We start from the raw sequence: 24,983 nt of genomic DNA, 5'->3' as shown, positions 1-24,983 counted from the left end.
CCGGCCGCTTCTCCTGGCCTGAAATCGAGGGTAACCGCAAGTAACCCCCTTCCGTCGGCAGCTGTCTGACGTTCCCGCAGCACACCCTGTGGTTCTCGATTTGACAATGTCGCCCGTCCTGCATGGACCGCCCGGAGACAACGTGTGAACGTTGCACGAGCGCTTCGGCGCTGATCAAGAAGCCATCAAGAATTCATCAATGCGTAAGCCCTGTCATCCATCACGCTCGCTGAGACGAACGGAATTGACACGCATGCCCGCACAAGAATCTGTGGCCCTCGTCGGCATCGGCTGCCGCTTCCCCGGCGGTATCGACTCGCCCGAATCCTTCTGGGACTTCCTGACCGGCGGCAAGGTTTCCGTCGAGTCCACTCCGGAGGACCGCTGGCGCGCCTATACCAGGATCAGCCCCGAGTTCACCGAAGCGCTGCGCAGGGCCGAACGGCCGGGGAACTTCATCGGCGCCGTCGACGGATTCGACGCCGAGTTCTTCGGCATCGCACCGCGCGAGGTCGAGCTGATGGACCCCCAGCAGCGGCTGGTGCTGGAGGTCGCCTGGGAGGCGCTGGAGCACGCGGGCATGGCGCCCCGCTCGGTGGCCGGATCCGACGCCGGGGTCTACATCGGCACCTGCTCGGACGACTACGGGCGCCGGCTGCTGGAGGACCTGCCCCGGATCGAGCCGTGGACGGGCATCGGCGCCCAGCTGACCGGGATCGCCAACCGCGTCTCGCACGTGCTGGACCTGCACGGGCCGAGCTTCGTGCTGGACTCGGCCTGCTCCGCCTCCCTGGTCGCCGTCCACCTGGCCTGCCAGTCCCTGCTCGCGGGCGAGACCTCGCTCGCGCTCGCCGGCGGCGTGAACATCATCCTCTCCCCCGCCTACACCCTCACCCTCGAAGCGGCCGGCGCGCTCTCCCCCGACGGGCGCAGCAAGCCCTTCGACGCCGAGGGCGACGGCTACGGCCGGGCCGAGGGCTGCGGCGTGCTCGTCCTCAAGCGGCTGTCCGACGCGACGCGCGACGGCGACCGCGTCCTCGCCGTGATCAAGGGCACGGCCGTCGCGCAGGACGGCCGGACCAGCGGCATCATGGCCCCCAACCCCGACGCGCAGCGCGACCTGCTGCGGCTGGCCTGGCAGCGGGCGGGTCTGGACCCGGCGACCGCGGGCTACATAGAGGCGCACGGCACGGGCACCCGGCTCGGCGACCCGGTCGAGGCGTCCGGGCTGCATGCGGTCTTCGGCGCGGGCCGGCCCGCCGGCAAGCCCTGCTGGATCGGCTCGGTGAAGTCCAACATCGGGCACGCCGAGCCGGCTTCGGGCGTCGCGGGCATCATCAAGTCGACGCTGATGCTGCAGCACGCCGAGATGGCGGCGACGGTCCTCACGAGCGAGCCCAGCCCGGACATCCCGTGGGAGGAGTGGGGGCTGCGGCTGGTCACCGAGCACCAGGTCTGGCCCAAGGGCGACGCCCCGCGGCGCGCGGGCGTCTCGGGGTACGGCTACGGCGGCACGATCGGCCACGTCGTCCTGGAGGAGGCGCCCGAGCCCGCCGGGCCCGCCGGGGCGGAGCCGCCGGCGGGCGGGCCGCGGCTCTTCCCGCTGTCCTACCGGAACCGGGCGGGAGCCGCCGAGTACGCGTGCCGGCTCGCCGACTGGCTGGAGCGCCACCCCGACACCCCGCTCTCCTCGGTCGGCCACACGCTGGCCACCCGGCGCTCCCACCTGGACCACAGGGTCACCGTCGTGGCGGACGGCCGGGCGGAGCTCGTGGCCGCCCTGAGGGCAGTCGCTGAGGGGGCCGAAGGGGAGGAGCAGGACAACGTCGCCGAGGGCACCGTCCGGCCGGGCACCGGCGACGGGACGGTGTGGGTGTTCTCCGGGCACGGCTCGCACTGGCCCGGGATGGCCCGCGAACTGCTCGCGGACAACGCCGTGTTCGCCGGCGTCATCGACCGCCTGGAGCCGGTGTTCCGCACCGAGCTGGGCTTCTCGCCGCGGCAGGCGATCGTCTCCGGGGACTTCGAGGCCGTCGACCGCGCCCAGTCGATGATCTTCGCGGTGCAGGTCGGGCTCGCCGAGGTGTGGCGCTCGTACGGACACCGGCCCGCCGCCGTCATCGGCCACTCGGTGGGCGAGATCGCCGCGGCGGTCGCCGCGGGCGCACTGACCCTGGAGGACGGTGCGCGGCTCAGCGGGCGCAGGTCCGCGCTGCTGCGCCGGGTCGCGGGCAAGGGCGCGATGGCCATGGCCGCGCTGCCCTTCGAGGACGCGGCCGCCCGGCTGGCCGGCCACCCCGCGGTCTGCGCCGCGATCGCCTCCTCCCCCGGCTCCACCGTGGTCTCGGGCGACACGGAGGCGGTCGCCGCCCTCGTCCGGGACTGGGGAGCCGAGGGCATAGCCGTCCGGCCCGTCAACTCCGACGTCGCCTTCCACAGCGCGCACATGGACCCGCTGACGGAAGCGCTGCGCGAGGCCCTCGCGGACCTGCGGCCGCGCATGCCCGAGGTGCCCCTGTACAGCACCGCGCTCGACGACCCGCGCGCCCGGGCCCGCCACGACGCCGGCTACTGGGTGGCCAACCTGCGCAACCCCGTGCGCCTCGCCCAGGCCGTCACCGCCGCCGCCGAGGACGGGCACCGCCGCTTCCTGGAGGTCTCGCCCCACCCCGTCGTCTCCCACTCCGTCGGCGAGACGCTGGACCACCTGGAGGTGGCGGGCGGCCACGTAGCCCACAGCCTGCGCCGCAACCGGCCCGAACTGCGCACGCTGCTGCTGAACCTGGCCGCGCTGCACAGCCACGGCGCCGCGGTCGACTGGACCGCCCACTACCCGGCGGACCGGATGGCGGAGCTGCCCCCGATCGCCTGGCAGCACCGCCGCTACTGGACCGACGCGGTGCTGCCGGCGGGTGCCGTCGTCGCCCACGGGCACGACGTCACCGGGCACACCTTGCTCGGCCCGCCGGTCGACGTGGCCGGCACGACGCCCCTGCGCGTCTGGAACACCTACCTGGACGACTCCGTGCGGCCGTTCCCCGGCGGCCACGCCCTGCACGGCACGTCGATCGTCCCCGCCTCCTCGATCATCCACACGTTCCTGGAGGCCGCCCCGGGTCAGGGCGGCAGCAAGGCGCTCTTCGGCGTCTCGCTGAAGTTCCCGGTGGCCCTGGCGACGCCGCGCGAGGTGCAGGTCGTCCAGGAGGGGCTGACGCTGCGGCTGAGCACCCGGCCGACGGGCCCCTCCGGTGCGACCGGGCCGGGCAACTGGCTGACGCACACCACCTCGTCGACGATGGCCGCGGACGCGCCGCCCTTCCCGGCGGGCATGGTGTCCGTGACCGCACCCGAGGGCCTGACGGCCGCCGACCCGTCGGTCGTCATCGGGCGCCTGGACGCCATCGGCGTGGAGGGCATCGCCTGGCCGTGGACGGTCGAGGAGCTGCTCACCGGCGAGGGCGTCCTCCGTGCCCGCGTGCACGCGCCGGCGGTGCCCGGCGACCAGGTCACGTGGGCGCCGCTGCTGGACGCCGCGCTGGGCATCGTCCCCGTCATCTACGGCGGGCCGCCCGCGGTCCGGATGCCCGCGCACATCCGCGAGGTCCGGGTGGTGGGCGAGGCCCCCGAGACCGGCTGGGTCGACATCCGCCTCGTGGACCCGGCGACGGACACCGTGGACATCGTCATCAGCGACGAAGAGGGACGGCTGCGGGCCTGGCTGCCGGGGACGCGCTTCGGGGCGCTCCACGAGCACGGCGCCGCGGCGGACGACGGCGCGGCCGCCGCCGGCCCGGAGCCGCAGGCCGCGGACGGCGCACAGGCCGGCGCCGGGGACGACCCGGCGCGGTGGCGGGAGCTGCCGCCGGACGTGCTCGCCGCCCGCGTCCAGGAGGAGATCACGGGGCGGCTGGCGCGCGAGATGAAGATGCCCGCCGGCGAACTCGACCCGGAGCGGCCGCTGACCGACCTCGGGCTCGACTCGGTGATGTCAATGCGGGTCTGCGCCCGGCTGGAGAAGCTGCTAGGCGTGCGGCTGCCGGTGACCGTGCTGTGGAACTACCCCACCGCGAAGGGGCTGGCCGGCCACGTCACCTCCCTCCTCGCCCCGGAGAGCGAGCCGGTGACGGCCTCCGCGTAACAGCCGGCGCCGTCCGCGCAGCAGCGGGGACGGCGCACGGGCGGCCCGTGCACGCACCCCGGCCCGGGAGCCGTACACGGGCCGCCGCACGCTCGGCAGCACTTGCGGCGGACGGCTAGACCAGCGGGGTAAGGAACCGTTCCGGCTGGCACGCCTCGCAGGGAAGGGCGTTGCGCGCGAGGAGCTCCTCGCGGGCCTGCGCCGTGGACATGGTCACCTCGCCTCCCTTCGGTACCCAGCATCCGGCGTGGTGCAGTTCGTGCATGTTCCGCCCGGAGCCGCGGTGCGTGGTGACCGGCCAGACCGCGTGCTCCATGTCGGCCCGGTACGGCGGGCGGCCGTCCCCCTGGCGGTGGCCGCCGGATGCCGGCGGATCGTCCTCCAAGTAGGCGTCGTCGGTGAGGACTTGCAGGACCACGGCGCGGACCCAGTCGCGCGGGTCCATCCCCGACTCCTGCGCGGCCGCCGTGATGAGGGCGAGTTCGTCGTCGCTGAAGAGCTGCTCCATGCCGCGCGACGGTAGCAGCGCGGGGCCTCCCGCGGAGGGCGGTTGCGCAGGTCGCGGTACCCCTGCGCGAGGTGCCCGAGCGGGGCCCCGATGCGGTTCCCGCTCGGCGTGGAGTTAGCCCGAAAGAGTAAGCCGGAGCCGGCCCGTCCGCACGGGTGATCGCAAACGCCGGATCTTCGCCTCCGGCTCCCCTAGGCTCCAGGACGTCACCGGCCCCTGAAACCTTCGGCCTTCCAAACCAAACAGACCGGATGGTTCGGTACCGCTGTCAAATGATCTCGGTACCCGTACCGGTACGGACCGTGCTGTCCGCGCTGCCCTCCGCATTCATGCTGTGACTGCGCCCTGGGGTTCGGGGCGTGCTCGCTCTACGGGAGGAAGCAGTGCCCAAAACACTCAATGGGGAGGACACCCCGTTGCACGGGGCGTCGGTGGAACCGTCTGAGGGGTCCGTGGGCATCAGAGCCCGCGTCGAGATACCCGTGCAGCGCGCCGACGGGGCCTGGACGCCCGGCCAGATGGTGACGTTCACCGGGCTCGGCGACGGGCTCGAGCACGTGGCGGTGCAGTTCGGACCGATCGCGGACGTCCCGCTGGTCCGGCTGCACTCCGAGTGCCTGACCGGAGACGTCTTCGGCTCCGCGCGGTGCGACTGCGGTCCGCAGCTGACCGAGTCGATGCAGCTGCTCGCCGCGTCCGGCGGCGTCCTGCTCTACCTGCGCCAGGAGGGCCGCGGCATCGGCCTGTACAACAAGCTCGACGCCTACCGCCTGCAGGACCAGGGCCTGGACACGTTCGCCGCCAACCGCGAGCTGAACTTCTCGGACGACCTGCGGGACTACCGCTCGGCCGCCCAGATGCTGCAGGCCCTCGGCGTGACCCGGATCAGGCTGCACACCAACAACCCCGACAAGGCCGCGCAGCTCGCCGCGTACGGCATCGAGGTCGTGGAGCAGGTTCGTACCGGAATCTTCCGTAACGAGAACAACGACCACTACCTGCGGGCCAAGGCCGAGTACGGCGGCCACTCGATCGAACTCGTGGAAGGAACAGCGTGATCCAGCACCGGGGACCCATCAGCGGCATCGCGGCGTGGCAGAGCGCCTACGTCGCCACCGCCGGCTACGACAACCAGGTCATCTGCTGGGACCAGCAGACCGGAACGGCCCTCGCCCGCTCCTTCCACGACCACCTGGCCAACCAGTGCGCGTTCTCCCCGGACGGGCGCCACCTGGTCACCTCCTCCAGCGACTACACCGCCCGCCTGTGGACGGTGCCGGACCTGCGCCTGGTCGCGGTCCTCGCCGACCAGGAGGACGACGTGGAGATGTCGGTCTTCCACCCGTCCAAGGAGCTCATAGCCACCGCCTCCCGGGACCACCGGGTGCGGGTCTACGACTTCTCGGGCACCCTCGTCGCCCGCTTCGCCGGGCACACCGCCGACGTCATCTCGGTGGAGTGGGCCCGCGACGCCGACGAGCTGATCTCCTCCAGCGACGACGGCACCATCAAGCGCTGGTCGCTGGAGACCGGCGGGCTCGTCGCCGACCTCGACATGGACGGCATCGAAACCGACACCATCGCCATCTCCTCCGGCGGCACCATCTTCGCGGGCAACGACGAGGGACAGATCATCGTCGTCGGCCCCACCGAGCGCACCGTGCTGCCGGCCCACGAGGCGGGCATCAAGCGCCTGGTCCTCGACGACGCCCGCAACCTGCTGGTCAGCCTCAGCTACGACCGCACCATGCAGCTGTGGGACGTCGCCTCGGGCGTCCCCGAGCGCCGCGACACCACCGCCCTGCCCGACGACGTCTGGCCCCGCTCCTGCGCCTTCGCGGGCGGCTCCCGGCTGGTCTTCGCGACCTTCGGCGCCGGCTACCGCGGCTACGACTACGAGGGCCGCACCTGGGACGCCGCCGAGGTGGCCCCCACCCAGGGCGTCAACGCCGTGCTGCCCACCCCCTCCGGCACGCTGACCATCGGCGACGCGGGCATCGTGCACCGCGGCGACACCGGTGTCGTGCACCACGAGGGCGAGGTCGTGGCCCGCACCGGCAGCCTGTGCAACTTCCTCACGCCGCTGGGCGGCCTGGTCCTCTCGGGCGGCCAGCTCGGCAAGGTCTTCGACGCCCTGACGGGCCGTGAGCTCCACCAGCACCGCTCCCCGCTCAACTGCGGTGCGGCCTTCGAGCGCGACGGCGTCTCCTACGCCGTGGTCGGCGCCTACACCGGCGAGGGCCTGCTGCTGCGCCTGACCGGCGCCGGCGAGGCCGAGCACGTCGAGGACCTGCCGCTGCACACCAACGCCGTCAAGGGCGTCGCGGTCTCCGGCGACCTCATCTTCTCCGTGGCCGCCGACGCCTCCGCGACCTGGTACCGCATCTCCGACCTCACCAAGGTCGCCACCATCGAGGACGCGCACGACCGGATCGCCAACGGCTGCGCCGGCCTGGGCGACGGCTGGTTCGCCAGCGTCAGCCGCGACCTGAAGCTGCGCGTCTGGGACCCGGAGCAGCGCGCCGAGGTCCTCGACACCCCGCACACCCACTCGATCAAGTGCGTCGCCGCCTCCGCGGACGGCCGGGTGATCGCCTCCGGCAGCTACAACGGCCGCATCGCGCTCTACGACCGCACCGCCGGCGCGTGGACCACCGTCGTCCGCCCGACCACCGCGGGCATCTCGTCCCTCACCTGGGACGCCGAGCGCAAGGCGTTCGCCGCGTCGTCCTACGACGGCCAGGTGTACTACACGCCCGCCGTCTGAGGACGGGCCGGCGACCGGTCGCGGGGGGGGGGGGGGGGGGGGGCGCCCCCCCCCCCCCCCGCGACCCATGCCCGCACCCGGAACCACCTCAGCACCAGCACCACCACGAGCACACGACAGGACCGTGCACCGATGGGCGCAAGCCACTCCATAGCCGACCGGTACACGGTCGAACGCACCGACGCCGTACCGCCCGACCAGCGCGCCTACGCCGCCCTCCTGCACAGCGACTTCCGCGAGCACTACGCCCGCGGCCGCGACGTGTGGACCGGCGAGGAGGCGATGCGCCAGGCGCCGCGCGCCCTCATGAGCGCCCTCCGGGCACGGACCGCGAGCACCCGGGCCGGCGCCCCCGGCCCCGGCGGCTCCGGCGGCTCCGTTCACGTTCTCGACATCGGCACCGGTCACGGCCGCGACGCCCGGCTGCTCCTGGCCGCCGGGCACCGCGTGACCGGCATCGACCTCGTCGCCTCCCCCGAGTGGGAGGCCCTCGCCGCCCGCCACCCCGGCCGCGCCCGGTTCCTCGCCACCGCCGCCCTCGACCTGCCCGGCACCGCGCAGTACGACGCCGCGCTGGACAACGGGTGCTTCCACCACCAGCACCCGGGGACGTACGGGCCGTACCTGCGCCGCATCCACGAACTGCTGCGCCCCGGCGGCCTCCTCACGCTCTCCGTCTTCCACGCGGCGGACGGCAAGGGCGGCCTCTACGCGAACGCGGGGAACCGCCTGTACCGCGAGTTCACCGAGCCCCAGCTCACCGCGCTGGCCGCCGCCCACGGGTTCGCCCTCGTGGCGGCCTGCCGGGTGCCGCGCGCCGTCGGGGACCTCGCCTACCTCGTGAGCACCTTCCGCCGCGCCGAGGCCGGCGGGCCGCAGACCGGAAACCCCCTCCGACCGTCCACGGGAGACCCGTCATGACCAGCAGCACGCCACCGGTCATCCTCGCCAACCCCCACACGCTCACCGACCGGGCCGCGATGGGCCTGCCCGACGCCTTCGTGGCGCGCGGCCCGCAGCACGTCCTGGCCGGCCACCGCGACCTGCTCGCCGCGGAACCGGACGCCCTCGTCGCCGTGGCGCAGGACCCCGCGGAGCCGTTCGCCCGCCGGTACGCCGCCGGCACCGTCCTCGGTCTGACGGGCGACCCCCGGCTGCGCCCCGAGGACCCGCCGATGGCCGACGTCCCAGCCGCGCGGGTCCGGCTCGGCCTGGAGCCCGGGAAGGTGGCCGAGGTCACCGGCCGCTGGCGCCACGCCGGCGTCCAGGAGGAGTGGATCGCCAAGGAGTGCCCCGCCTACGAGGCGGACCTCGCGGCGTACCGCATCGCCCTGTACCCCGTCACCAACGCCGAGTACCGGCTGTTCCTGGAGGACACCGGCCGCACCGAGCTGCCCACCGGCTGGCGCTTCGGCGTCTACCCGGAGCAGTGCGCCAACCACCCCGTGTGGACGGTGAGTCCCGAGGCCGCCGACGCGTACGCGGACTGGCTCTCGGCCCGGACGGGGCGCCGCTTCCGGCTGCCCACCGAGGCCGAGTGGGAGTACGCCGCCTCCGGCGGGGACGGGCGCGCCTTCCCGTGGGGCGACGACTTCCGGCCCGGGGCCGCGAACACCGTCGAGGAGGGCCCGCTGACGACGACGCCGATCGGCATCTTCCCGGCCGGCCGCTCGCCGTTCGGCGTGTACGACCTGGCGGGCAACGTCGAGGAGTACGTGGCCGGCGACTACGCCCCCTACCCGGGCGGCGAGGAGGTCGCCGACGACCTCGCCGTCGCCGAGGGCGCCTACCGGGTGGCCCGCGGCGGCAGCTTCACCCGCTTCGGCGACCTCGCCCGCTGCCGCCGCCGGCACGGCTGGTACAAGCGCGAGATCTACGCCATGGGCTTCCGGCTCGCGGAGACGCCGTGACGGCCGCGCCCGCCGCCACTCCGGCGGAACGCGAGGCGATGCGCCGGGCCCTGGAGCTCGCGGTGACCGCGCTGGGCCGCACCAGCCCCAACCCCGTCGTGGGCTGCGTCCTCCTGGACGCGTCCGGCGCCACCGTGGCCGAGGGCTACCACCGGGGCGCGGGCCACATGCACGCCGAGGTCGAGGCGCTGGCCGCCGCGGGGCACCGGGCCCGGGGCGCGACCGCCGTGGTCACCCTGGAACCGTGCGCCCACCGGGGCCGTACGGGCCCCTGCGCGGACGCGCTGCTCGCGGCCGGGGTGAAGCGGGTGGTGTACGCGGTGCCGGACCCCGTCCCCGGCCACGCGGGCGGCGCCGAGCGGCTGCGGGCCGCCGGGACCGAGGTCGTGGGCGGCGTGCTGCGCGAGGAGGCGGAGCGGGCCAACGAGCTGTGGCTGACCGCGACCCGGCTCGGCCGGCCGTGCGTGACCTGGAAGTTCGGCGGGTCCCTCGACGGCCGCTCGGCGGCGCCCGACGGCACCTCGCGCTGGATCACCGGCCCCGAGGCCCGTGCCGACGCGCACGCGCTGCGCGCCACGCACGACGCGGTGCTCGTCGGCTCGGGGACGCTCCGCGCGGACGACCCCCACCTGGGGCTGCGGCACGGCGTGACGGGCCGGCCGCCGCTGCGCGTCGTGCTGGACCGCACCGGCGCGATCAGGCCCGGCGCACGCGTCCTGGACGACGCGGCCCCGACCCTGGTGGTCGTCGGCGAGTCCGCAACCCCGCCCGCCCTTCCCCACGGACACACGGTGCTGGCCCTCCCCGAGGCCGGCGGGCGGCTGGACCTGACGGCACTGATGGACGCGCTGTACGAGCGGGGACTGCGCTCCGTGCTGCTGGAGGGCGGGGCGCGGCTGGCCGCGGAGTTCGCCGCGCGCGGCATGCTCGACCGCGTGGTCGCCTACGTCGCCCCGCTGCTGCTCGGCGGCGACGGGCGCGCGGTGCTCGACGGGTTCGGGGCCGGCACCCTGAGCGAGGCGCTGCGCCTGCAGCTGGACGAGGCCGGCCGGCTCGGCGACGACGTGCGGCTGGTGCTGCGCGCCCGTCCGCTGCCCGGCGGGCCGGAGCCGGAGGAGGCGCCGTGACCCCTCGGGTCGCGGTCGTCTACCACAGCCGCCGGGGCACCATGCGGGCCCTGGCCGGGGCGGCGGCGGCCGGGGCGCGGGCCCGGGGCGCGCAGGTGCGGCTGCTGCGGGTCGCCGGCGACGAGCCGGGCCCCGGACTGCCGGACGGCGTGGCGGCGCCGGAGGACGTGCTGTGGGCGGACGGCCTCGTCCTGGCCTCGCCCACGTACTTCGGCAACGTCTCCGCCGCGTTCAAGCGGTTCCTGGACAGCACGTCGAAGCTGTGGTGCGAGGGGCTGCTGGCCGACCGGGTGGTGACGGGCATGACGGCCGCGACGTGTCTGCACGGCGGCCGCGAGGCCACCTTGCTGACGCTGTATCAGTCGGTCTACCACTGGGGGTCCTGGGTGCTGGGCACCGAGCCCGGCGACCCGGCCTTCCACGGCGCGGGCGGCAATCCGTACGGGCTGGCCGTCACCGCCCTGCGCGACGGCTCCGTCGCGGAGGACGACCTGGCCGCGGCCTGGGCGCTGGGCCACCGGCTGGCCGCCGCGGCCGGCCGGGCGCGGCCGCGCCGCCCCGCGGAGGACCGCCCGCGGGCCGGGGGCCGCGGGGAGCGCGGCCGCGTGACGGTCGTGCACTGCGCCGAGGACGAGACGGTCCGGCTGCTGGCGCAGGAGTGCGCGGCCGGGGCCCGGGAGCTCGGCGCCGAGGTGCGGCTGCGCCGGCTCGTGGGGCCCGGCGTCCGGCGCGAGTCGGGGCTGCCCGCCCGGGCGGGCGGGGCCCCGCCCGCCGCCGCCGTCGGCCCGGACGACGTCGCGTGGGCGGACTCGGTGGTCTTCGGCGCCCCGGCGCGGGCGGGCGCCGTGGCCGCGCCGCTGCTGGGCTTCCTGCAGTCGCTGGAGCCCCCGGCCGGGCCGGGGCCGCTCGCCGGCAAGCCCGCCAGCGGCTTCGTCTCCACCGCGCGGCCGCACGCGGGCAGCGAGTCGGCCCTGCTCTCCCTCCACCACGTGCTGCACCACTCCGGTGCGGTGGTGGTGCCGCCCGGCTACACCGACCCCGCGGTCTTCGAGGCGGGCGGCAACCCGTACGGCACGTCGCACACCCGGTCGGCGGGGGCCCTGCCGACCGTGCAGGCGCTCGCGGCCGCGCGGCACCAGGGCAGGCGCATGGCCCTGGCCGGCGACCGGCTGCGCCGACGCCCGTCCGCGCCCCGCGCGGACACCCCCCTCGGGAAGGAAGTCACATGACCGTCAAGCAGTACGACGACATCGGCGAGGCCTACGAGGGCTTCAAGTCGCTGCCCATGGCCCGCTATCCGGAGTCGGCCAGCTTTCTGCGGATGCTCGGGGACCTGACCGGCCGGTCGGTCCTCGATCTGGCGTGCGGCACCGGCTTCTACACCCGGCAGGCCAAGCGGCTCGGCGCGGCGGACGTCCTCGGCGTCGACGTCTCCGAAGGGATGGTGGCCGCGGCGCGGGCCATCGAGGAGCGCAGCCCCCTCGGCGTGCGCTACCGGGTGGCCGACGGGTCGGACCTGCCCGTCTTCGACCGCCGCTTCGACGTGGCGACGGCCGTCTACCTGCTCAACTACGCGGACGACGCGGCCACGATGGAGTGGATGTGCCGGGGCGTGCACCGCAGCCTGCGGCCGGGCGGCGCGTTCTACGTGCTCACCCAGGCGCCGGACTACCGCTTCGACGGGCCGCCGACCGAGAAGTACGGCTTCCGTTACGAGCGGGTGGCCGAGGGCGAGGTGGGGCCGCGGGTGCGGATCACGGCGCTCCTGGAGTCGCCCGTCGAGTTCGTGACCAACTACCCGCGGCGCGAGGTCTGCGAGGGGGCGCTCTGGGCGGCCGGGTTCCGGGACGTCACGTGGGTGCCGCTGGAGGTGCCCGAGGAGGGCGTCAGGCTGTACGGCGCGGAGTTCTGGGAGGACTTCCTGGCCAACCCGCCGCTGGTGATGCTGCGCTGCATCGCCGGCTGACGGCTGACGGCCGCCGGTCCGGCGGATCGCGGTGCACGCCCGGGGCGCGGCCTCCGTGATCCGCCGGAGGCCCCCGTCACAGGAGCCAGGGCTTGAAGTCGTCCGCGGGCGGCAGGCCCGAGTGCTCGCGGGCGGCGGCGGCCGTGCGGTGGATGTGGAACAGCAGCCGTACGGCCGCGCCGGGGTCGCTGAAGGTCGCCTGCCCGTCGGGCTCCTCGCGCAGGGCACGGTCGACGCGCGGCACGACGGTGCGCGGGCCGATGATGGTGGCGCCGGCGGTGAACAGCATCCGCTCGGCCTCGCAGTAGGCGTCGGGCTCGGCCGCGGGGGCGGTGGAGGTGGTGATGACCGCCACGGGCTTGCCGGCGAGCGGGGAGCCCTCGGCGGGCCAGGTCAGCCAGTTGATGAGCGTACGCAGTGAGTCGGGCGGCGCGGCGTCCGACTCGGGGGCGGTGAGGACGATGCCGTCGGCGAGCGAGGCCATCTGGCGCAGCGCGTCGGCCACGGGGTGCGAGGGGGCGACGATTCCGCTGCCCGCGCGGGCCAGGACGGACGGCGCCGTGCTGACGACGAGCCGGGTGCCCGAGGCGCCGGGGGCCGAGAGGGCGCGCAGCAGCGGGTCGCCGTAGGGGTCGTCGTCGGTGGGGGCGCTCAGCCCCAGCAGCAGTACGTTCTCCACGGTGGGACTCCTTCCTTCGTTTTTTGACGGGTGGGCCTTGACGGATGGGCCTTGAGGGGACGTGCGTTCAGGGGTCGCAAGAGGCTTGCGGGGGGGCAGTCGGCGGGTCAGCCGGCCGGGGCGGGGCGCAGCCGCCGGGAGACGAGCACGCCCGCCAGGGCGAGCACCGCGGTGAGCGCGAAGGTGAACAGCAGCCCGGCCCGGGTCGTCGCGCCGTGGTGGTGGGCCATGGCGACGGCGGCGCCGCCGATGCCCGAGACCAGGGCGGTGGCGAGGGTCTGGGCGAGTTGCAGGGAGCCGCTGACCAGGCCCTGCTGGGCGGCGGGGGCCTGTTCGAGGGTGTCGGTGGTGGCGGCGTTGAAGCCGATGCCCATGCCGATGCCGCCGAGGGCCCAGCCGGCGATGGCGAGGAGCGGGGGCACGGCGGGGACGAGGACGGCCGCGGCCATGACGGCGAGCCCGGCGAGCAGCACGGTGAAGCCGAGGGTGACGCTGCCGGTGCGACCGCCCGGCCGGCCGTCGCGCCGGGCCTGCCAGGCGGAGCCGGCGACCCAGGTGATGGCACCGGCGGACAGGCCGAGTCCGGCCAGGGAGGCGTTGACGCCGCGCAGTTCCTGCAGGCCGAGCGGGAGGAAGGCCTCGCTGCCGAAGTACACGCCGCACAGCAGGAAGCGGATGCCGATGCCGGCGCCGGTGCCGGGGCGCAGGCTCAGCGTTCCGGGCGGGGTCACCCGGCGCAGGGCCGGTACGGCGACGGCCGCGCCGGCGAGGGCGAGCACGACGAGCAGCACGGGGTTCTTGAGCAGCAGGGCCTGCAGAAGAAGGGCGGTGCCGGCGGTGAGGAGGACGGCGGCGGCGAGCGGGCTCTTCCACCAGGGGCCTGCGGGGGCGTCGCTGCCGGTGGTGCCGGAGGGGCCTCCGAGGCGGCGCAGGCCCGGCAGGGTGAGGGCGGCGGCACCGGCGATCAGGGGCAGCATCAGCAGGAACACGCCGCGCCACCCGGCGAGTTCGGCGAGGGTGCCGGCGATCACGGGGCCGATCAGCGAGGGGACGGTCCATGCGGAGGAGAGCAGGGCGAACATCCGCGCCCGGAGGCGTTCGGGGTAGGCGAGTCCGATCACCGTGTAGGCCATGCTCATGACGGCCCCGACCCCTAGGCCCTGCAGCGCCCTTCCGAGGAGGAACAGCGGCCAGCCGGAGGCCGCGCCCGCCACCGCGCAGCCGGCGGCGAAGACCAGCATCCCGGCCGCCATGGAGCCCGCGGGCCCGCGCCGGTCGGCGGTACGGCCGGCGACCACCGTGCCGACGACGTTGGCGAGCATGAGCGCCGACAGACCCCAGCCGTAGGCGCCGAGTCCGCCGAGGTCGGCGGCGATGCCGGGCAACACCGTTGCCACGCCCAGGGATTCGAAGGCGACCATGCTCACGGAGAGGACGACGCCCAGGGTCAGCGCCCGGTAGGCCCCGGCGAACACGCTCTCCGCCGGCGGGGCGGCGCGGTCCGCCCCGGAAGGCGCCGCCGGGGCTCCGGCCCCCTCCGCCAGCTGGTTCACCTCTTGTGACACCACGACCTCCAGCACCAAGTTTCGTTACGTTCCGGGACGGAATCAATTGCAGCTTACCTATACTGGCCGCATGGTGAACACCCCTAACGGCGCGGTGGCCGAAGCGCGGGATCCGCGCCCCGGCACGCAGCAGCGCACAGGAAGGCCACGGGACGGGCGCATCGACGCGGCCGTGCCCGCCGCGGTGATGGAGCTCCTCAACGAGTCGGGCTACGGGAACCTGACCCTCGAAGCGGTGGCCGCCCGGGCGGGGACGAGCAAGCCGGCCCTGCGCCGGCGCTGGCAGTCCCGCCAGCACCTGGTCGTGGACGCGCTGGTCACCACGGTGGGCACCACCCCCACGCCGGACACCGGCTGCACCCACTGCGACCTGATCGCCGGGATCGGCACGCTCAGCCAGGCGTTCGGCACCACGCTCGGGCGGCGCGTCCTGCCCGCCCTCGTGGCCGACCTCGCCGACCACCCGGAGCTGGAGAGCCTGTTCCTGGAGCGCTTCTTCCACACGCGCCGGGCCTCGACCGCCGAGGCGCTGCGGCGCGGGATCCGGCGCGGTGACCTGCGGCCCGACGCCGACATCGACCTGCTGCTGGACATGCTCGCCTCCACCACGTACTACCGGGTGCTCTTCGGGCACCTGCCGGTGACCCCGACGCTCGCGGAGGACGTGGTCCAGGTCGTCCTCAAGGGCGTGGCGACCGACTCCTGGCGGGGGCGCCACGAACACGGGGTCTTCGACGGGTTCTGACGCGCGGGGCACCGGAGACCGGGCGCAGTGACGGCCCGGCAGGTACGAGGGGAGGGAAAGACTGTTGCTCAGTCGCGACAACGAAACAGCGGCCCTGGACGGGGCCTTGTCCGCCGCGGAAGCCGGAATGGGGGCCAGCCTGCTGCTGGAGGGCGGCATCGGCGCCGGCAAGTCGCACCTGGTGCGCGCCGCACTGAAGACCGCCCGGAGCAGGGGCTTCACGACGGTCTCCGCGCGCGCCAGACCCGGCGAGCGGAGCCGGGACCACGGCGTCCTGCACCAGATACGCGACCGGTTGCCGGGCGCGGAGGCGGTCCGGGAGGACCCGGCAGCCGGGGACGCCGACGGCACCGCCGGGGCCGAGCAGGCCGCCGCGGTGCACCGGCTGATCACGGCCGCCACGGCGGACGCTCCCCTGCTGGTCGCCATCGACGACCTGCAGTGGACGGACGCCCTGTCGCTGCGCTGGCTCGGCTATCTGACGGCCCGTCTGGAGGGCCTGCCCGTCGTCCTGCTGGCCACCCTCGGCGTGGACCGGCCCGGTCCCGCGGGCGGGGGCGGGGACCGGCAGGGGGCCGAGACGCCGGCCGGGGTCGCCTCGTTCTTCCACCGCCGCGTGGTGCTGCGGGGCCTCACCACGGACAGCGTCGGCTACCTCCTCACCGCATTCACCGGCGAGCAGCCGGACCCCGGTCTCGCCGACGCCTGCCGCCGGGCCACCGGCGGCAACCCGCTGCTTCTCCAGGCGCTGCTGCGCGAGCTGCTGCGCACCGGCCTCGCGCCGGGCGACGTCTCCGCGGACCGCGTGGCCGCCCTGGGCCCGGTGGAGATCGCCGAGACGCTCCTGGCCCGGCTCGGCGGCTGCTCCCCCGAGACCGGTGCGGTGCTCGACGCCGTGTCGGTCGTCGCGCCCGGGGCGACCGCCCCGCTCGTCTCCCGGCTCGCCGGCATCGGCACCGGAGAGGCCGCCGACGCGCTCTACCGGCTCGTGCGCTGGGGCATCCTGACGGAGGGCCGGGACGGCATCGGCTTCGCCCAGCCCGTCGTCATGGCCTCCTTCCGGGCCCGGATGGCGCCCAGCGAGCGGGCCCGGCTGCACGCGGAGGCCGCCAGGGCCCTCTACGCGGGCAGCGCCCCGCGCGAGCGCATCACCGCGCACCTGCTCCCCGCCGCGCCCCTGGGCGAGCGCTGGGCCCTGCGGCTGCTCGTCGACGCGGCCGACACGGCGCTGGCGGGCGGCGCCCTCGCGGAGGCCCGCGTCTGCCTGGAGCGCGGCCTCGCCGAGTGCGGGCCGGAGGAGGAGCCGGGGCTGCTGCGCCGGCTCGGCCACATCGAACTCGCCGACGGCCCCGAGGCCGCGGCCGCCCGGCTGCGCCGCACCGTCGACCTCATCCGGGGCGACACCGAGCAGCGCGCCATGGCCCTGCTGGACCTGGCGCAGGCCGCCGCGATGACGGGCGACCTCCCCGAGGCCCTGCGGATCGTCGAGCTGGAGGCCGGGGAGCTGGAGCGCTCCGGCGCCCCCAAGGAGCTGCGGGCGGGCTTCCGTGCCGTACGCGGCCTGCTGGAGCTCGTCGAGGGCCGCGGCGTGCGCCCGGCCGTGCCCTCGTCGTCCTCCCCCGCGCAGCTGAGCGAGGTCGCCCGGAGCCCGTGGGTGCGGCGCGCCGAGGCCGCGGTCCAGGCCATGGGCGCGCAGTGGGCCGGCGTGCAGCGGGCCGAGGCCGTCCAGCAGGCCCGCCTCGGGCTCGGCGAACCGGCCGCCACCGTCAACGACCACGCGCTGATGCGGCTGGGCCTCGTCCTCGTCCTGGCCCGCTCGGGCGCCGAGGAGGAGGCCCTGGAGTACGGCACGTCCCTGCTCGCCGCGGCGACCGCGGAGGGCTCGCGCACCGTGGCCGCGCTGGCCCGCGCCGTGCTCGCCGAATGCGCCTACCGCGCGGGCCGCCTGACGCAGTGTCTGGAGGCGGCGCACGCCGTTCTGGAGCAGGGCCCCGAGCCCGCCGAGCGCGAGTGGCTGGGCTCCGCCATGGCCCGGGGCTGGCTGGGCAGCGCCCTCTACGAGTCCGGGGACGCGGACCAGGCGCAGCGCGTGCTGCTGGAGCCCGGCCTGGAGAGCGCGGTGCCCGCCGCCACGCTGCCCGGGCTGCTCTTCCACCGCGGGCGGCTGCAGGTCTCCTTGGGGCGGGTCGGGCCGGGGCTGGCGGACCTGGAGGAGTGCGGGCGGCTGATGCTGCACCGCTGCTGGACCGGCCCGGTGCCGTACCCGTGGCGTTCCGAGGCGGCCCTGGCGCACGCCCGGCTCGGCGCCGAGGAGACCGCCCGGGAGCTCGTCCGGGAGGAGCTGGCCCTCGCCCGGGACTTCGGCGCGCCCCACGCCGTGGGGATCGCCCTGCGCGCCGCGGGCCTGCTCGCGCCCGGCGAGGAGCGGGCGGCGCTCCTCACGGAGTCGGCCGGGCTGCTGCGGGAGGCGGGTGCCGCGCTCGACGAGGCGCGGGCGCTGCGCGACCTGGGCCGCGAGCTGATGCGGACCCGCAGGGCGCGGCAGGCCCGGGAGCACCTGCGGGCCGCCGCCGCGCTGGCCGAGAAGTGCGGGGCCCACGTCCTGGTGCAGGAGCTGCGCCAGGACATGGTCGAGGCCGGTGCCCGGCCGCGCCGCGACACCGAGATCGGTCCCGCCTCCCTCACGCCCGCCGAGCGGCGCACGGCGCTGCTCGCGGCGGAGGGCCTCACCAACCGGGAGATCGCGGGGCGGCTGTACGTGACGCGGCGCACGGTGGAGATGCACCTGAGCCGGGTCTACCGCAAGCTGTCGATCCCGGACCGCCGTGCGCTCCGCCTGGTGACGGGTGATCAGCGCCCGGCGTCCCCTTCGTGCCCGCACGAGCACGAGGCGGCGGAGTCCTGTGCGTAGGGCGCCGTCCCGGCGGCGCCGGGCCGGGCCTCTCCCCTAGCTCCCGGCGCGCTCGACCGAGGCCGTGAACCTCTCGTCGTACGCCCCGGCCAGGTCCAGCAGGGCCTGCGCGCAGTCGCCGTTGTACGAGGGGCCGTGCATCAGGCCCATCGTCGCCGGCTCCAGCGCGGCGAGCCGGCGCATGGCGGGGGCGGTGGCGGCCGTCAGGCAGGTCGCGCCGAAGACGTCCTCGGCGGCCACCGCCGGCCCGACGATCTCCTGCTCCGTCAGGGCCGGCGCGTCGCCGACCCGGGTGAAGAGGTCCCCGCAGAACAGGGTGCGCGTGGTCTCCTCGTAGAGCAGCCCGGCGTCCCAGCCGTGCGGCATGTGCGGGGTCTCCAGCCTGCGGACCCGCTTCCCGCCGAGGTCGATCACCTGGCCGTCCGCCAGCGGCACCGGCGGGCGGTCGGCCAGGTCGTTCACGGACACCAGGCATCCCATGGCGCCGTGCGCCGCCCGGGCCTGCGGGGCGGCGGCGAGCCAGGAGTTGAGGGAGCCGCACTCGTCGGCCTCGACGTGCCCGAAGGTGATCCAGCGCAGGCCGGCCACCGGCATCACCCGGGCCACGGCCTGCGACACCAGGGGGAAGAGCGCCCGGAGGCCGCAGTGGAACAGCAGCGGCTCCTCGGCGACGACGAGGAACTGGTTGAACAGGAAGTCCGCCTCCTCGACGTAGGTCGACAGCCGGTAGATGTCCGGCGCGATCTCCGTGACCCGGGTCTCCATGGCCCTGCTCCCTCTCTCCGGACCCGCGGTCCGCCGGTCCTCCTGCTCTCCTTCTACCGCCGGGGCGCCGGTCCGGCGGCGCCCCCCGGCTGTTGTCTCGGTACCGGCACCCAAATGCTCCGGGGAGTGTTACGGGCCGCTCCGTGATCCACGTGCCGCGCGGCGGGCGGAATCGTGAGGTCCCGAACGTCCGGACGAAGGAGACGCGCCCCATGACCGACACCGCCGCCGTCCGCGCAGCCCATGACGATCTGCAGTACGACCGGATCGGCGGGGACTACGAGCTGTCCAAGCTGCTTCCGCTGACCCGGTTCGTGGAACGGCCCGGCGTGCTGGGCCTGCTGGCCGACGTGCGCGGCCGGAGCGTCCTCGACCTCGCCTGCGGCACGGGCGTCTACAGCCGGCACGCCCGGCGGCTGGGCGCGCGGCGCGTGCTGGGCGTGGACATCTCGCCGAAGATGGTCGAGGTCGGCCGGGCCGCGGAGGAGCACGAGCCGCTGGGCGTCGAGTACGCGGTGGGCGACGGCGCCGACCTGCCGCGGCTGGGGGACTTCGACGTCGTCCTGGCCGCGTACCTGTTCAACTACGCGGGCTCGCCGGACGTGATGGCCCGCATGGCCCGCTCCTGCGCGCGCAACCTGCGCGAGGGCGGCGAGCTGCGGGCCTTCGTCGCGCACCCGGACTTCGACTTCGGCCGGCCGCTGCCGGAGACGTACGGCTTCTCCTTCGGCCGCGAGCCTGACCCGGCGCACGAGGGCCGGATCCGGGTCACCGCGCACACGCGGCCCCCGGTGAGCTTCAGCGCGTACCTGCCGCCGCGGCGGGTGTACGAGGAGGCCTTCGCGGCGGCGGGCTTCCACGGCTGCGCCTGGAGCCCGGTCCCGCTGTCCGTCGAGGGGGTGCTGGAGTACGGGCCGGAGTACTGGGACGACTTCAGGGCCAATCCGCCGTGGGTGGTCTTCCGCTGCGTCAAGGGCGCCGCGGACCGGCGCGGATGAGCGCGGGACCACGCCTGCCATGGAATTCCTGCTGCCCGAGCGCCTGGACGACGCGCTGGAGGCCCTGGCCGCCCGCGCCGGCACCGTTCCCGTGGCCGGCGGCACCGACGTGATGGTGCGGCTGACCCGGGACCGGGAGCGCCCGCCCGCCGCCGTCGACCTCACCCGGATCCCCGGCCTGGCCCGCTGGGAGCGGCCGGCCGGCGGGGTCCGGCTGGGCGCGGCGGTGCCCTACACGCGGCTCGCCGAGGAGCTGGCCGGCCCGCTGCCCGGGCTCGCGGCGGCGGCCCGCACGGTGGGCTCCCGCCAGATCCGCAACCGGGGCACCGTGGGCGGCGCCCTCGGCACCGCCTCCCCCACCGGGGACGTCCATCCCGTGCTGCTGGCGTGCGACGCCGAGGTCGAGCTGGTGTCCGTGCGCGGCACCCGGCGGGTGCCGGTGCGGGAGTTCTACACCGGCCCGGGCCGCACGGTCCGCGCGCCGGACGAGCTGATCCGCGCGGTGCGGGTGCCTGCGGCCGAGGGGCCGCAGAGCTACGCCAAGGCGGGACGGCGCGCCGCCGTGACCATGGCGACCTGCTCGTTCGCCGTGGCGCTCTGGCCCTCGCGCGCCTGGGTGGGCACCGGCATCGGCTCGGCGGCGGAGACGCCCCGGCCCGCGCGCGAGGCCGAGCGGTTCCTGGCCGGGGAGCTCGCCGGGCGGCGGCTGTGGCGGTCGCGGGGGCCGCTCCCGGACGCCGTGGTCACCCGCTTCGGCGAACTGGCGGCCGCCGCGGCCTCACCCGTGGACGACGTGCGCGGCTCGGCCGCCTACCGCCGGCACGCGGTGGCGGTGCTGGCGCGCCGGGGCCTGTGCTGGGTGTGGGACGACTACCGGGCGGGCCGCGGGCCGGGCCGTCCGGCGGAGGGAGCGTCATGCGTCTGACCCTGACGGTGAACGGCGAGCGGCACGACGTGGACGGCGTCGCCGGGACGGAGAGCCTGCTGTCCGTCCTGCGGCAGCGCCTCGGCCTGTCCGGCACGAAGAACGCCTGCGAGCAGGGCCAGTGCGGCTCGTGCTCGGTCCACCTGGACGGGGTGCTGGTGTGCGCGTGCCTGGTGCCCGCGCCGCAGGCCCACGGCCGGAGCGTCGGGACGGTCGAGGGCCTGGCCGGCGAGGACGGCCCGCACCCGGTGCAGGAGGCGTTCCTGGCCTGCGGCGCCGTGCAGTGCGGCTTCTGCACGCCCGGCATGCTCAAGGCCGCGGAGGACCTGCTGCGCCGCTGCCCCGACCCCGGCGAGGCCGAGATCAAGGACGCCCTCGCGGGGAACCTGTGCCGCTGCACCGGCTACCGGCACGTCCTGGACGCCGTCCGCCTCGCCGCCGCCCGCACCCGCACCCTCACCCCGGAGCCCCGCCCGTGACCCCGCACGCCCCGGACGCCCGCCGCCTTCCCGGGACGGTCGGTGACAGCGCGCCCCGCCCGGACGGCCCGCTGAAGGTCCGCGGCGCCTTCGCGTACTCCTCCGACCTGTGCGCGGAGGACATGCTGTGGGGCACCACCCTGCGCAGCCCCCACCCGCGCGCCCGGATCCGCGCCGTCGACACCTCCGCCGCGCTCGCCCTGCCCGGCGTCCGTGCGGTGCTGACCCACCGTGACGTGCCCGGCCGCAACCTGCACGGCTCGATGGTCGCCGACCAGCCGGTGCTCGCCGTGGATACCGTCCGCTACGAGGGCGAGCCGGTCGCCGTCGTGGCCGCCGAGGACCCGGAGACGGCCCGCCGGGCCGCGGAGCTGGTCCGCGTCGCCTACGAGGTGCTGCCGCCGGTCACCGACGCCGAGGCGGCCCTCGCCCCGGACTCCCCCGCCGTGCACCCGGGCGGCAACCTCCTGCGCCACGTGCCCCTCCGGCGCGGCCGGGCCGCCCGCGGCGAGCCGCTCACCGCCGACGTGGTCGTGCGCGGCGTCTACGAGGTCGGCATGCAGGACCAGGCGTTCCTGGGGCCGGAGTCCGGCCTGGCCGTGCCCGACCCGGACGGCGGGGTGACCCTGCACGTCGCCACCCAGTGGCTGCACGTCGACCACGACCAGGTGGTGGCGGCCCTGGCCATGCCGCGGGACAAGGTGCGGCTGCGCCTGGCGGGCGTCGGCGGGGCGTTCGGCGCGCGCGAGGACCTGTCGATGCACGCGCACGCCTGCCTGCTCGCGCTGCGCACCGGCCGCCCGGTGAAGATGTGCTACACCCGCGACGAGTCGTTCGTCGGCCACGTGCACCGCCACCCGGCGAAGATGGCCTACGAGCACGGGGCCACGCGCGACGGGCGGCTCGTCTACGTCAAGGCCTCGATCGTCCTCGACGGCGGCGCCTACTCCTCCAGCTCCCCCGCCGTGGCCGGCACCGTCGCCACCTGCTCCGCCGGCCCGTACGAGGTGCCGGACGTGCACGTGGACGTGCGCGTCGTCTACACCAACAACCCGCCGTGCGGGGCGATGCGCGGCTTCGGCGCCGTGCAGGCCTGCTTCGGCTACGAGTCGCAGATGGACCGCCTCGCCCGCGAACTCGGCATGGACCCGGTCGAGCTGCGCGTCCGCAACGCGGTGGCCGAGGGGTCGGCGGTGGCCAACGGGCAGGTCCTGGACCACCCGGCGCCGGTCGCCGAGCTGCTGCGCCGGGTGCGGGACCGGCCGGTGCCCGGGCCGTCGCTGCCCGAGGGCGGCCACCTGGGCCGGACGACCTCGCGCGGGGAGTCCGTCGTGCGCGGCGTGGGCTACGCCGTCGGCTTCAAGAACGTCGGTTTCGTGGAGGGCTTCGACGACTACTCCACCGCCCGGGTCCGGCTGGAGGCCGGCGACGGGCAGGCGCGGGCCGTGGTGACCAGCGCGGCGGCCGAGGTCGGCCAGGGCGTGGTGACGGTCCAGGCCCAGATCGCCCGGACCGAACTGGGCGTCGAGCAGGTGACGGTGGAGTTCGGGAACAGCTCCTTCGGCTCGGCCGGGCCGTCGTCGTCCTCCCGGCAGACGTACGTCACCGGCGGCGCGGTGAAGGCGGCCGCGGAAGCCGTCAGGGCCCGCGTCCTGGAGCGTGCGGACCGGCTGCTGGGGCGGCCCGGCGCCGCCACGGGCCTGTCCGGCGGCGCGGTGACCGGCGCCGGCGGGGAGGTCCTGTGCAAGCTGGCCGAGGTGCTGGGCGACGAGGCGATCGAGGAGACCGCCGAGTGGCACCACCGGCCCACCTTCCCCCTGGACCCGCACACGGGGCAGGGCGACTCGGTCTTCCAGTTCGCCTTCGCCGCGCACCGGGCGGTGGTCGACGTCGACGTCGAGCTCGGCCTCGTCCGCACGGTCGAGATCGCCACCGCACAGGACGTCGGCAAGGCCGTCAACCCGCAGGCCCTGCTGGGCCAGATCCACGGCGGCACCGTGCAGGGCCTGGGGCTGGCACTGATGGAGGAGATCCGGGTCGAGGGCGGCCTGATGCAGAACCCGTCCTTCACCGACTACCTCGTCCCGACCGTCCACGACGTGCCGCCGATGCACGTGGACGTGCTCGAACTGGCCGACCCCCACGCCCCCTACGGCGTGCGCGGCGTCGGCGAGCCCCCGAACATCTCCAGCCCGGCCGCCGTCGCGGCGGCCGTCCGGGACGCCACCGGCCTCGCCCTGCCGCGCATCCCGCTGCGCCCCGAGGACGTGGCGGGACTGACCGGCACGGACACCGCGGGCCCGGCACCGTCCGTCCCCGGGCCGGCCACGGCCGGGGCCCCGCCCACCGGAGGAGACCCTTCATGACCCAGGAGCGCACGACCCAGGAGCGCGCAGCCGCGCAGTACGACGTGATCGGAGCGCGCTGGGAGGACGCGCGGTCGCTGCCCACGGTCCACCCGGAGCGCGCGAGCTTCCTCGCCCTGCTCGGCGACGTGACCGGGCTGGACGTCCTCGACCTGGCGTGCGGCGACGGCTTCTACACCCGGCAGGCCAAGCTGCTGGGCGCGGACCGGGTGGTGGGGGCGGACGTCTCGGAGGAGATGGTCGCGGCGGCCCGGGCGGCCGAGGAACGGGCGCCGCTGGGCACCCGCTACGTCACCGCGGACGCGGCGGACCTGCCGGACCTCGGCCGCTTCGACGTCGTCACCGCCGCCTACCTGCTCAACTACGCGCGGGACGAGGAGACGCTGACGGCCATGTGCCGCGGCGCCTTCGAACGGCTGCCGCAGGGCGGGCGGTTCCTCGGCGTGACGCAGAACCCGAGCTTCTCCTTCGACGGGCCGCCGCCCGCCCCGTACGGCTTCGCCTTCGACCCGCTGGAGACCTCGGCGTTCGGCACCCGCATCCGGGTCACGGCGGCGCTGGAGCCGCCGATCACCTTCGAGACCTGCCTGATCCGGCCGGAGGTGTACGAGGCGGCGTTCGCGGCGGCGGGCTTCGCGCGGCTGTCCTGGGTGCCGCTGCACGTGCCGGACGCGGCCCGGGAGCGGTTCGGCGCGGCCTACTGGGACGGCTTCCTCGCCAATCCCCCGATCGTCATGTTCGAGGCGCGCCGCTGAGGGCGCGCCGGCGCCCCGGTGCACCGGCCGGCACCGGGGCCGGGCGGCCGGTCAGCCGGCGGCCGCCAGCCGGGGCGGGTGGATGGCCGCCAGGAGTTCGTGGAGCCGGTCGAGGCCTTCGGGACGGACCGAGTAGCAGATCTGGGTGCCGCGGCGGCGGGTGACCACGAGGCCGGCTTCGCGCAGCACCTTCAGGTGCTGGCTGATGGTCGGCTGGGTGACCTCGAAGAGCTCCGTGAAGTCACAGGCGCACGTCTCGGGTTCGGCCGCCAGCGCACGCATGATGCCGAGCCGCACGGGGTGTCCGAGCGCCCGGAGCATGGCGACGTCCGTCTTGTCCTCCGCAGGTTCTCTCACGTTTGACAGGCTATCAAATAGC

20 protein-coding genes are annotated in these 24,983 nt (G+C 75.6%); 15 read left to right on the top strand and 5 right to left on the bottom strand.

Features of this window, described 5'->3' with window-relative positions:
- The first annotated feature begins 253 nt into the window (after positions 1-253).
- Positions 254-4,138 carry a type I polyketide synthase gene (locus ACFZCD_RS09420; RefSeq protein ID WP_391829209.1) on the top strand — a complete coding sequence of 1,295 codons (3,885 nt, stop codon included), beginning with the start codon at positions 254-256 and terminating at the stop codon, positions 4,136-4,138.
- 115 nt (positions 4,139-4,253) lie between these two features.
- Here ACFZCD_RS09420 and ACFZCD_RS09415 read toward each other — a convergent pair whose 3' ends face one another.
- A complete protein-coding gene (locus ACFZCD_RS09415; RefSeq protein WP_391829208.1) occupies positions 4,254-4,646 on the bottom strand; it encodes a DUF6233 domain-containing protein in 393 nt (130 codons plus the stop codon).
- A gap of 452 nt (positions 4,647-5,098) precedes the next feature.
- On the opposite strand from ACFZCD_RS09415, the gene ribA reads away from it, so the two are divergent.
- The 7 genes from ribA to ACFZCD_RS09380 all read left to right on the top strand — a co-directional run bounded on the left by ribA (position 5,099) and on the right by ACFZCD_RS09380 (position 12,416).
- Entirely contained in the window at positions 5,099-5,704 is a 606-nt protein-coding gene (gene ribA / locus ACFZCD_RS09410) for a GTP cyclohydrolase II (RefSeq protein ID WP_391829207.1), read from the top strand.
- Entirely contained in the window at positions 5,701-7,413 is a 1,713-nt protein-coding gene (locus ACFZCD_RS09405) for a WD40 repeat domain-containing protein (protein ID WP_391829206.1), read from the top strand. Before ribA ends, ACFZCD_RS09405 begins: the two co-directional genes overlap by 4 nt.
- A gap of 132 nt (positions 7,414-7,545) precedes the next feature.
- A complete protein-coding gene (locus ACFZCD_RS09400; RefSeq protein WP_391829205.1) occupies positions 7,546-8,334 on the top strand; it encodes a class I SAM-dependent methyltransferase in 789 nt (262 codons plus the stop codon).
- Positions 8,331-9,323: a formylglycine-generating enzyme family protein gene (locus ACFZCD_RS09395; protein ID WP_391829204.1), complete on the top strand. Its 993-nt coding sequence runs from the start codon at positions 8,331-8,333 to the stop codon at positions 9,321-9,323. Before ACFZCD_RS09400 ends, ACFZCD_RS09395 begins: the two co-directional genes overlap by 4 nt.
- Positions 9,324-9,361: 38 nt before the next feature.
- Positions 9,362-10,450: a bifunctional diaminohydroxyphosphoribosylaminopyrimidine deaminase/5-amino-6-(5-phosphoribosylamino)uracil reductase RibD gene (gene ribD / locus ACFZCD_RS09390; protein WP_391829615.1), complete on the top strand. Its 1,089-nt coding sequence runs from the start codon at positions 9,362-9,364 to the stop codon at positions 10,448-10,450.
- Positions 10,447-11,679, top strand: coding sequence for an NAD(P)H-dependent oxidoreductase (locus tag ACFZCD_RS09385; RefSeq protein WP_391829203.1), 1,233 nt, complete (start codon positions 10,447-10,449; stop codon positions 11,677-11,679). Before ribD ends, ACFZCD_RS09385 begins: the two co-directional genes overlap by 4 nt.
- Entirely contained in the window at positions 11,676-12,416 is a 741-nt protein-coding gene (locus ACFZCD_RS09380; RefSeq protein ID WP_391829202.1) for a class I SAM-dependent methyltransferase, read from the top strand. Before ACFZCD_RS09385 ends, ACFZCD_RS09380 begins: the two co-directional genes overlap by 4 nt.
- A gap of 76 nt (positions 12,417-12,492) precedes the next feature.
- Here ACFZCD_RS09380 and ACFZCD_RS09375 read toward each other — a convergent pair whose 3' ends face one another.
- Positions 12,493-13,095, bottom strand: a complete 603-nt coding sequence (locus ACFZCD_RS09375; protein WP_391829201.1) for an NAD(P)H-dependent oxidoreductase — start codon at positions 13,093-13,095, stop codon at positions 12,493-12,495.
- Positions 13,096-13,202: 107 nt separating this feature from the next.
- Positions 13,203-14,660 carry an MFS transporter gene (locus tag ACFZCD_RS09370; protein ID WP_391829200.1) on the bottom strand — a complete coding sequence of 486 codons (1,458 nt, stop codon included), beginning with the start codon at positions 14,658-14,660 and terminating at the stop codon, positions 13,203-13,205.
- 70 nt (positions 14,661-14,730) lie between these two features.
- Between ACFZCD_RS09370 and ACFZCD_RS09365 the strand changes: the two genes are divergently transcribed.
- Both ACFZCD_RS09365 and ACFZCD_RS09360 read left to right on the top strand, forming a co-directional pair.
- Entirely contained in the window at positions 14,731-15,405 is a 675-nt protein-coding gene (locus ACFZCD_RS09365) for a TetR/AcrR family transcriptional regulator (protein WP_391829199.1), read from the top strand.
- 64 nt (positions 15,406-15,469) lie between these two features.
- Positions 15,470-18,316, top strand: a complete 2,847-nt coding sequence (locus ACFZCD_RS09360) for an AAA family ATPase (RefSeq protein ID WP_391829198.1) — start codon at positions 15,470-15,472, stop codon at positions 18,314-18,316.
- 36 nt (positions 18,317-18,352) lie between these two features.
- Here ACFZCD_RS09360 and ACFZCD_RS09355 read toward each other — a convergent pair whose 3' ends face one another.
- On the bottom strand, positions 18,353-19,081 hold the full coding sequence (locus ACFZCD_RS09355; protein ID WP_391829197.1) for an MBL fold metallo-hydrolase: 729 nt from the start codon (positions 19,079-19,081) through the stop codon (positions 18,353-18,355).
- A 212-nt stretch (positions 19,082-19,293) separates the two neighbouring features.
- On the opposite strand from ACFZCD_RS09355, the gene ACFZCD_RS09350 reads away from it, so the two are divergent.
- The 5 genes from ACFZCD_RS09350 to ACFZCD_RS09330 are packed head-to-tail and all read left to right on the top strand — an operon-like array spanning position 19,294 to position 24,604.
- Positions 19,294-20,079 carry a class I SAM-dependent methyltransferase gene (locus tag ACFZCD_RS09350; protein ID WP_391829196.1) on the top strand — a complete coding sequence of 262 codons (786 nt, stop codon included), beginning with the start codon at positions 19,294-19,296 and terminating at the stop codon, positions 20,077-20,079.
- Positions 20,080-20,098: 19 nt separating this feature from the next.
- The gene (locus ACFZCD_RS09345; RefSeq protein ID WP_391829195.1) at positions 20,099-21,004 is read left to right on the top strand and encodes an FAD binding domain-containing protein; all 906 of its coding nucleotides are present in this window, start codon (positions 20,099-20,101) and stop codon (positions 21,002-21,004) included.
- Positions 20,995-21,483: a (2Fe-2S)-binding protein gene (locus ACFZCD_RS09340; RefSeq protein ID WP_391829194.1), complete on the top strand. Its 489-nt coding sequence runs from the start codon at positions 20,995-20,997 to the stop codon at positions 21,481-21,483. Before ACFZCD_RS09345 ends, ACFZCD_RS09340 begins: the two co-directional genes overlap by 10 nt.
- Positions 21,480-23,849 (top strand): xanthine dehydrogenase subunit D, encoded by a 2,370-nt coding sequence (pucD, locus tag ACFZCD_RS09335; RefSeq protein WP_391829193.1) that lies wholly within the window; start codon positions 21,480-21,482, stop codon positions 23,847-23,849. The genes ACFZCD_RS09340 and pucD overlap by 4 nt, the downstream gene beginning before the upstream one ends.
- Complete coding sequence (locus ACFZCD_RS09330) at positions 23,846-24,604, top strand: class I SAM-dependent methyltransferase (protein WP_391829192.1); 759 nt, start codon at positions 23,846-23,848, stop codon at positions 24,602-24,604. Before pucD ends, ACFZCD_RS09330 begins: the two co-directional genes overlap by 4 nt.
- Before the next feature lie 51 nt (positions 24,605-24,655).
- Here the strand turns inward: ACFZCD_RS09330 and ACFZCD_RS09325 are convergent, their stop codons facing one another.
- Positions 24,656-24,961 carry an ArsR/SmtB family transcription factor gene (locus ACFZCD_RS09325; protein WP_391829191.1) on the bottom strand — a complete coding sequence of 102 codons (306 nt, stop codon included), beginning with the start codon at positions 24,959-24,961 and terminating at the stop codon, positions 24,656-24,658.
- Positions 24,962-24,983: the final 22 nt, after the last annotated feature.

Origin of the sequence: Streptomyces sp. NPDC008001 (genome assembly GCF_042958085.1) — a bacterium.
Classification (GTDB): Bacteria; Actinomycetota; Actinomycetes; order Streptomycetales; family Streptomycetaceae; genus Streptomyces.
Note: the sequence above shows the minus strand (reverse complement) of the source record. Positions and strands in the feature narration are given on the sequence as shown.

Excerpts from the sequence above, each read along its gene's own strand:
- ACFZCD_RS09420 (WP_391829209.1), top strand. The coding sequence starts at position 254 with ATGCCCGCACAAGAATCTGTGGCCCTCGTCGGCATCGGCTGCCGCTTC.
- ACFZCD_RS09415 (WP_391829208.1), bottom strand. The coding sequence starts at position 4,646 with ATGGAGCAGCTCTTCAGCGACGACGAACTCGCCCTCATCACGGCGGCC.
- ACFZCD_RS09400 (WP_391829205.1), top strand. The coding sequence starts at position 7,546 with ATGGGCGCAAGCCACTCCATAGCCGACCGGTACACGGTCGAACGCACC.
- ACFZCD_RS09395 (WP_391829204.1), top strand. The coding sequence starts at position 8,331 with ATGACCAGCAGCACGCCACCGGTCATCCTCGCCAACCCCCACACGCTC.
- ribD (WP_391829615.1), top strand. The coding sequence starts at position 9,362 with ATGCGCCGGGCCCTGGAGCTCGCGGTGACCGCGCTGGGCCGCACCAGC.
- ACFZCD_RS09380 (WP_391829202.1), top strand. The coding sequence starts at position 11,676 with ATGACCGTCAAGCAGTACGACGACATCGGCGAGGCCTACGAGGGCTTC.
- ACFZCD_RS09365 (WP_391829199.1), top strand. The coding sequence starts at position 14,731 with ATGGTGAACACCCCTAACGGCGCGGTGGCCGAAGCGCGGGATCCGCGC.
- ACFZCD_RS09355 (WP_391829197.1), bottom strand. The coding sequence starts at position 19,081 with ATGGAGACCCGGGTCACGGAGATCGCGCCGGACATCTACCGGCTGTCG.
- ACFZCD_RS09350 (WP_391829196.1), top strand. The coding sequence starts at position 19,294 with ATGACCGACACCGCCGCCGTCCGCGCAGCCCATGACGATCTGCAGTAC.
- ACFZCD_RS09345 (WP_391829195.1), top strand. The coding sequence starts at position 20,099 with ATGGAATTCCTGCTGCCCGAGCGCCTGGACGACGCGCTGGAGGCCCTG.
- ACFZCD_RS09340 (WP_391829194.1), top strand. The coding sequence starts at position 20,995 with ATGCGTCTGACCCTGACGGTGAACGGCGAGCGGCACGACGTGGACGGC.
- ACFZCD_RS09330 (WP_391829192.1), top strand. The coding sequence starts at position 23,846 with ATGACCCAGGAGCGCACGACCCAGGAGCGCGCAGCCGCGCAGTACGAC.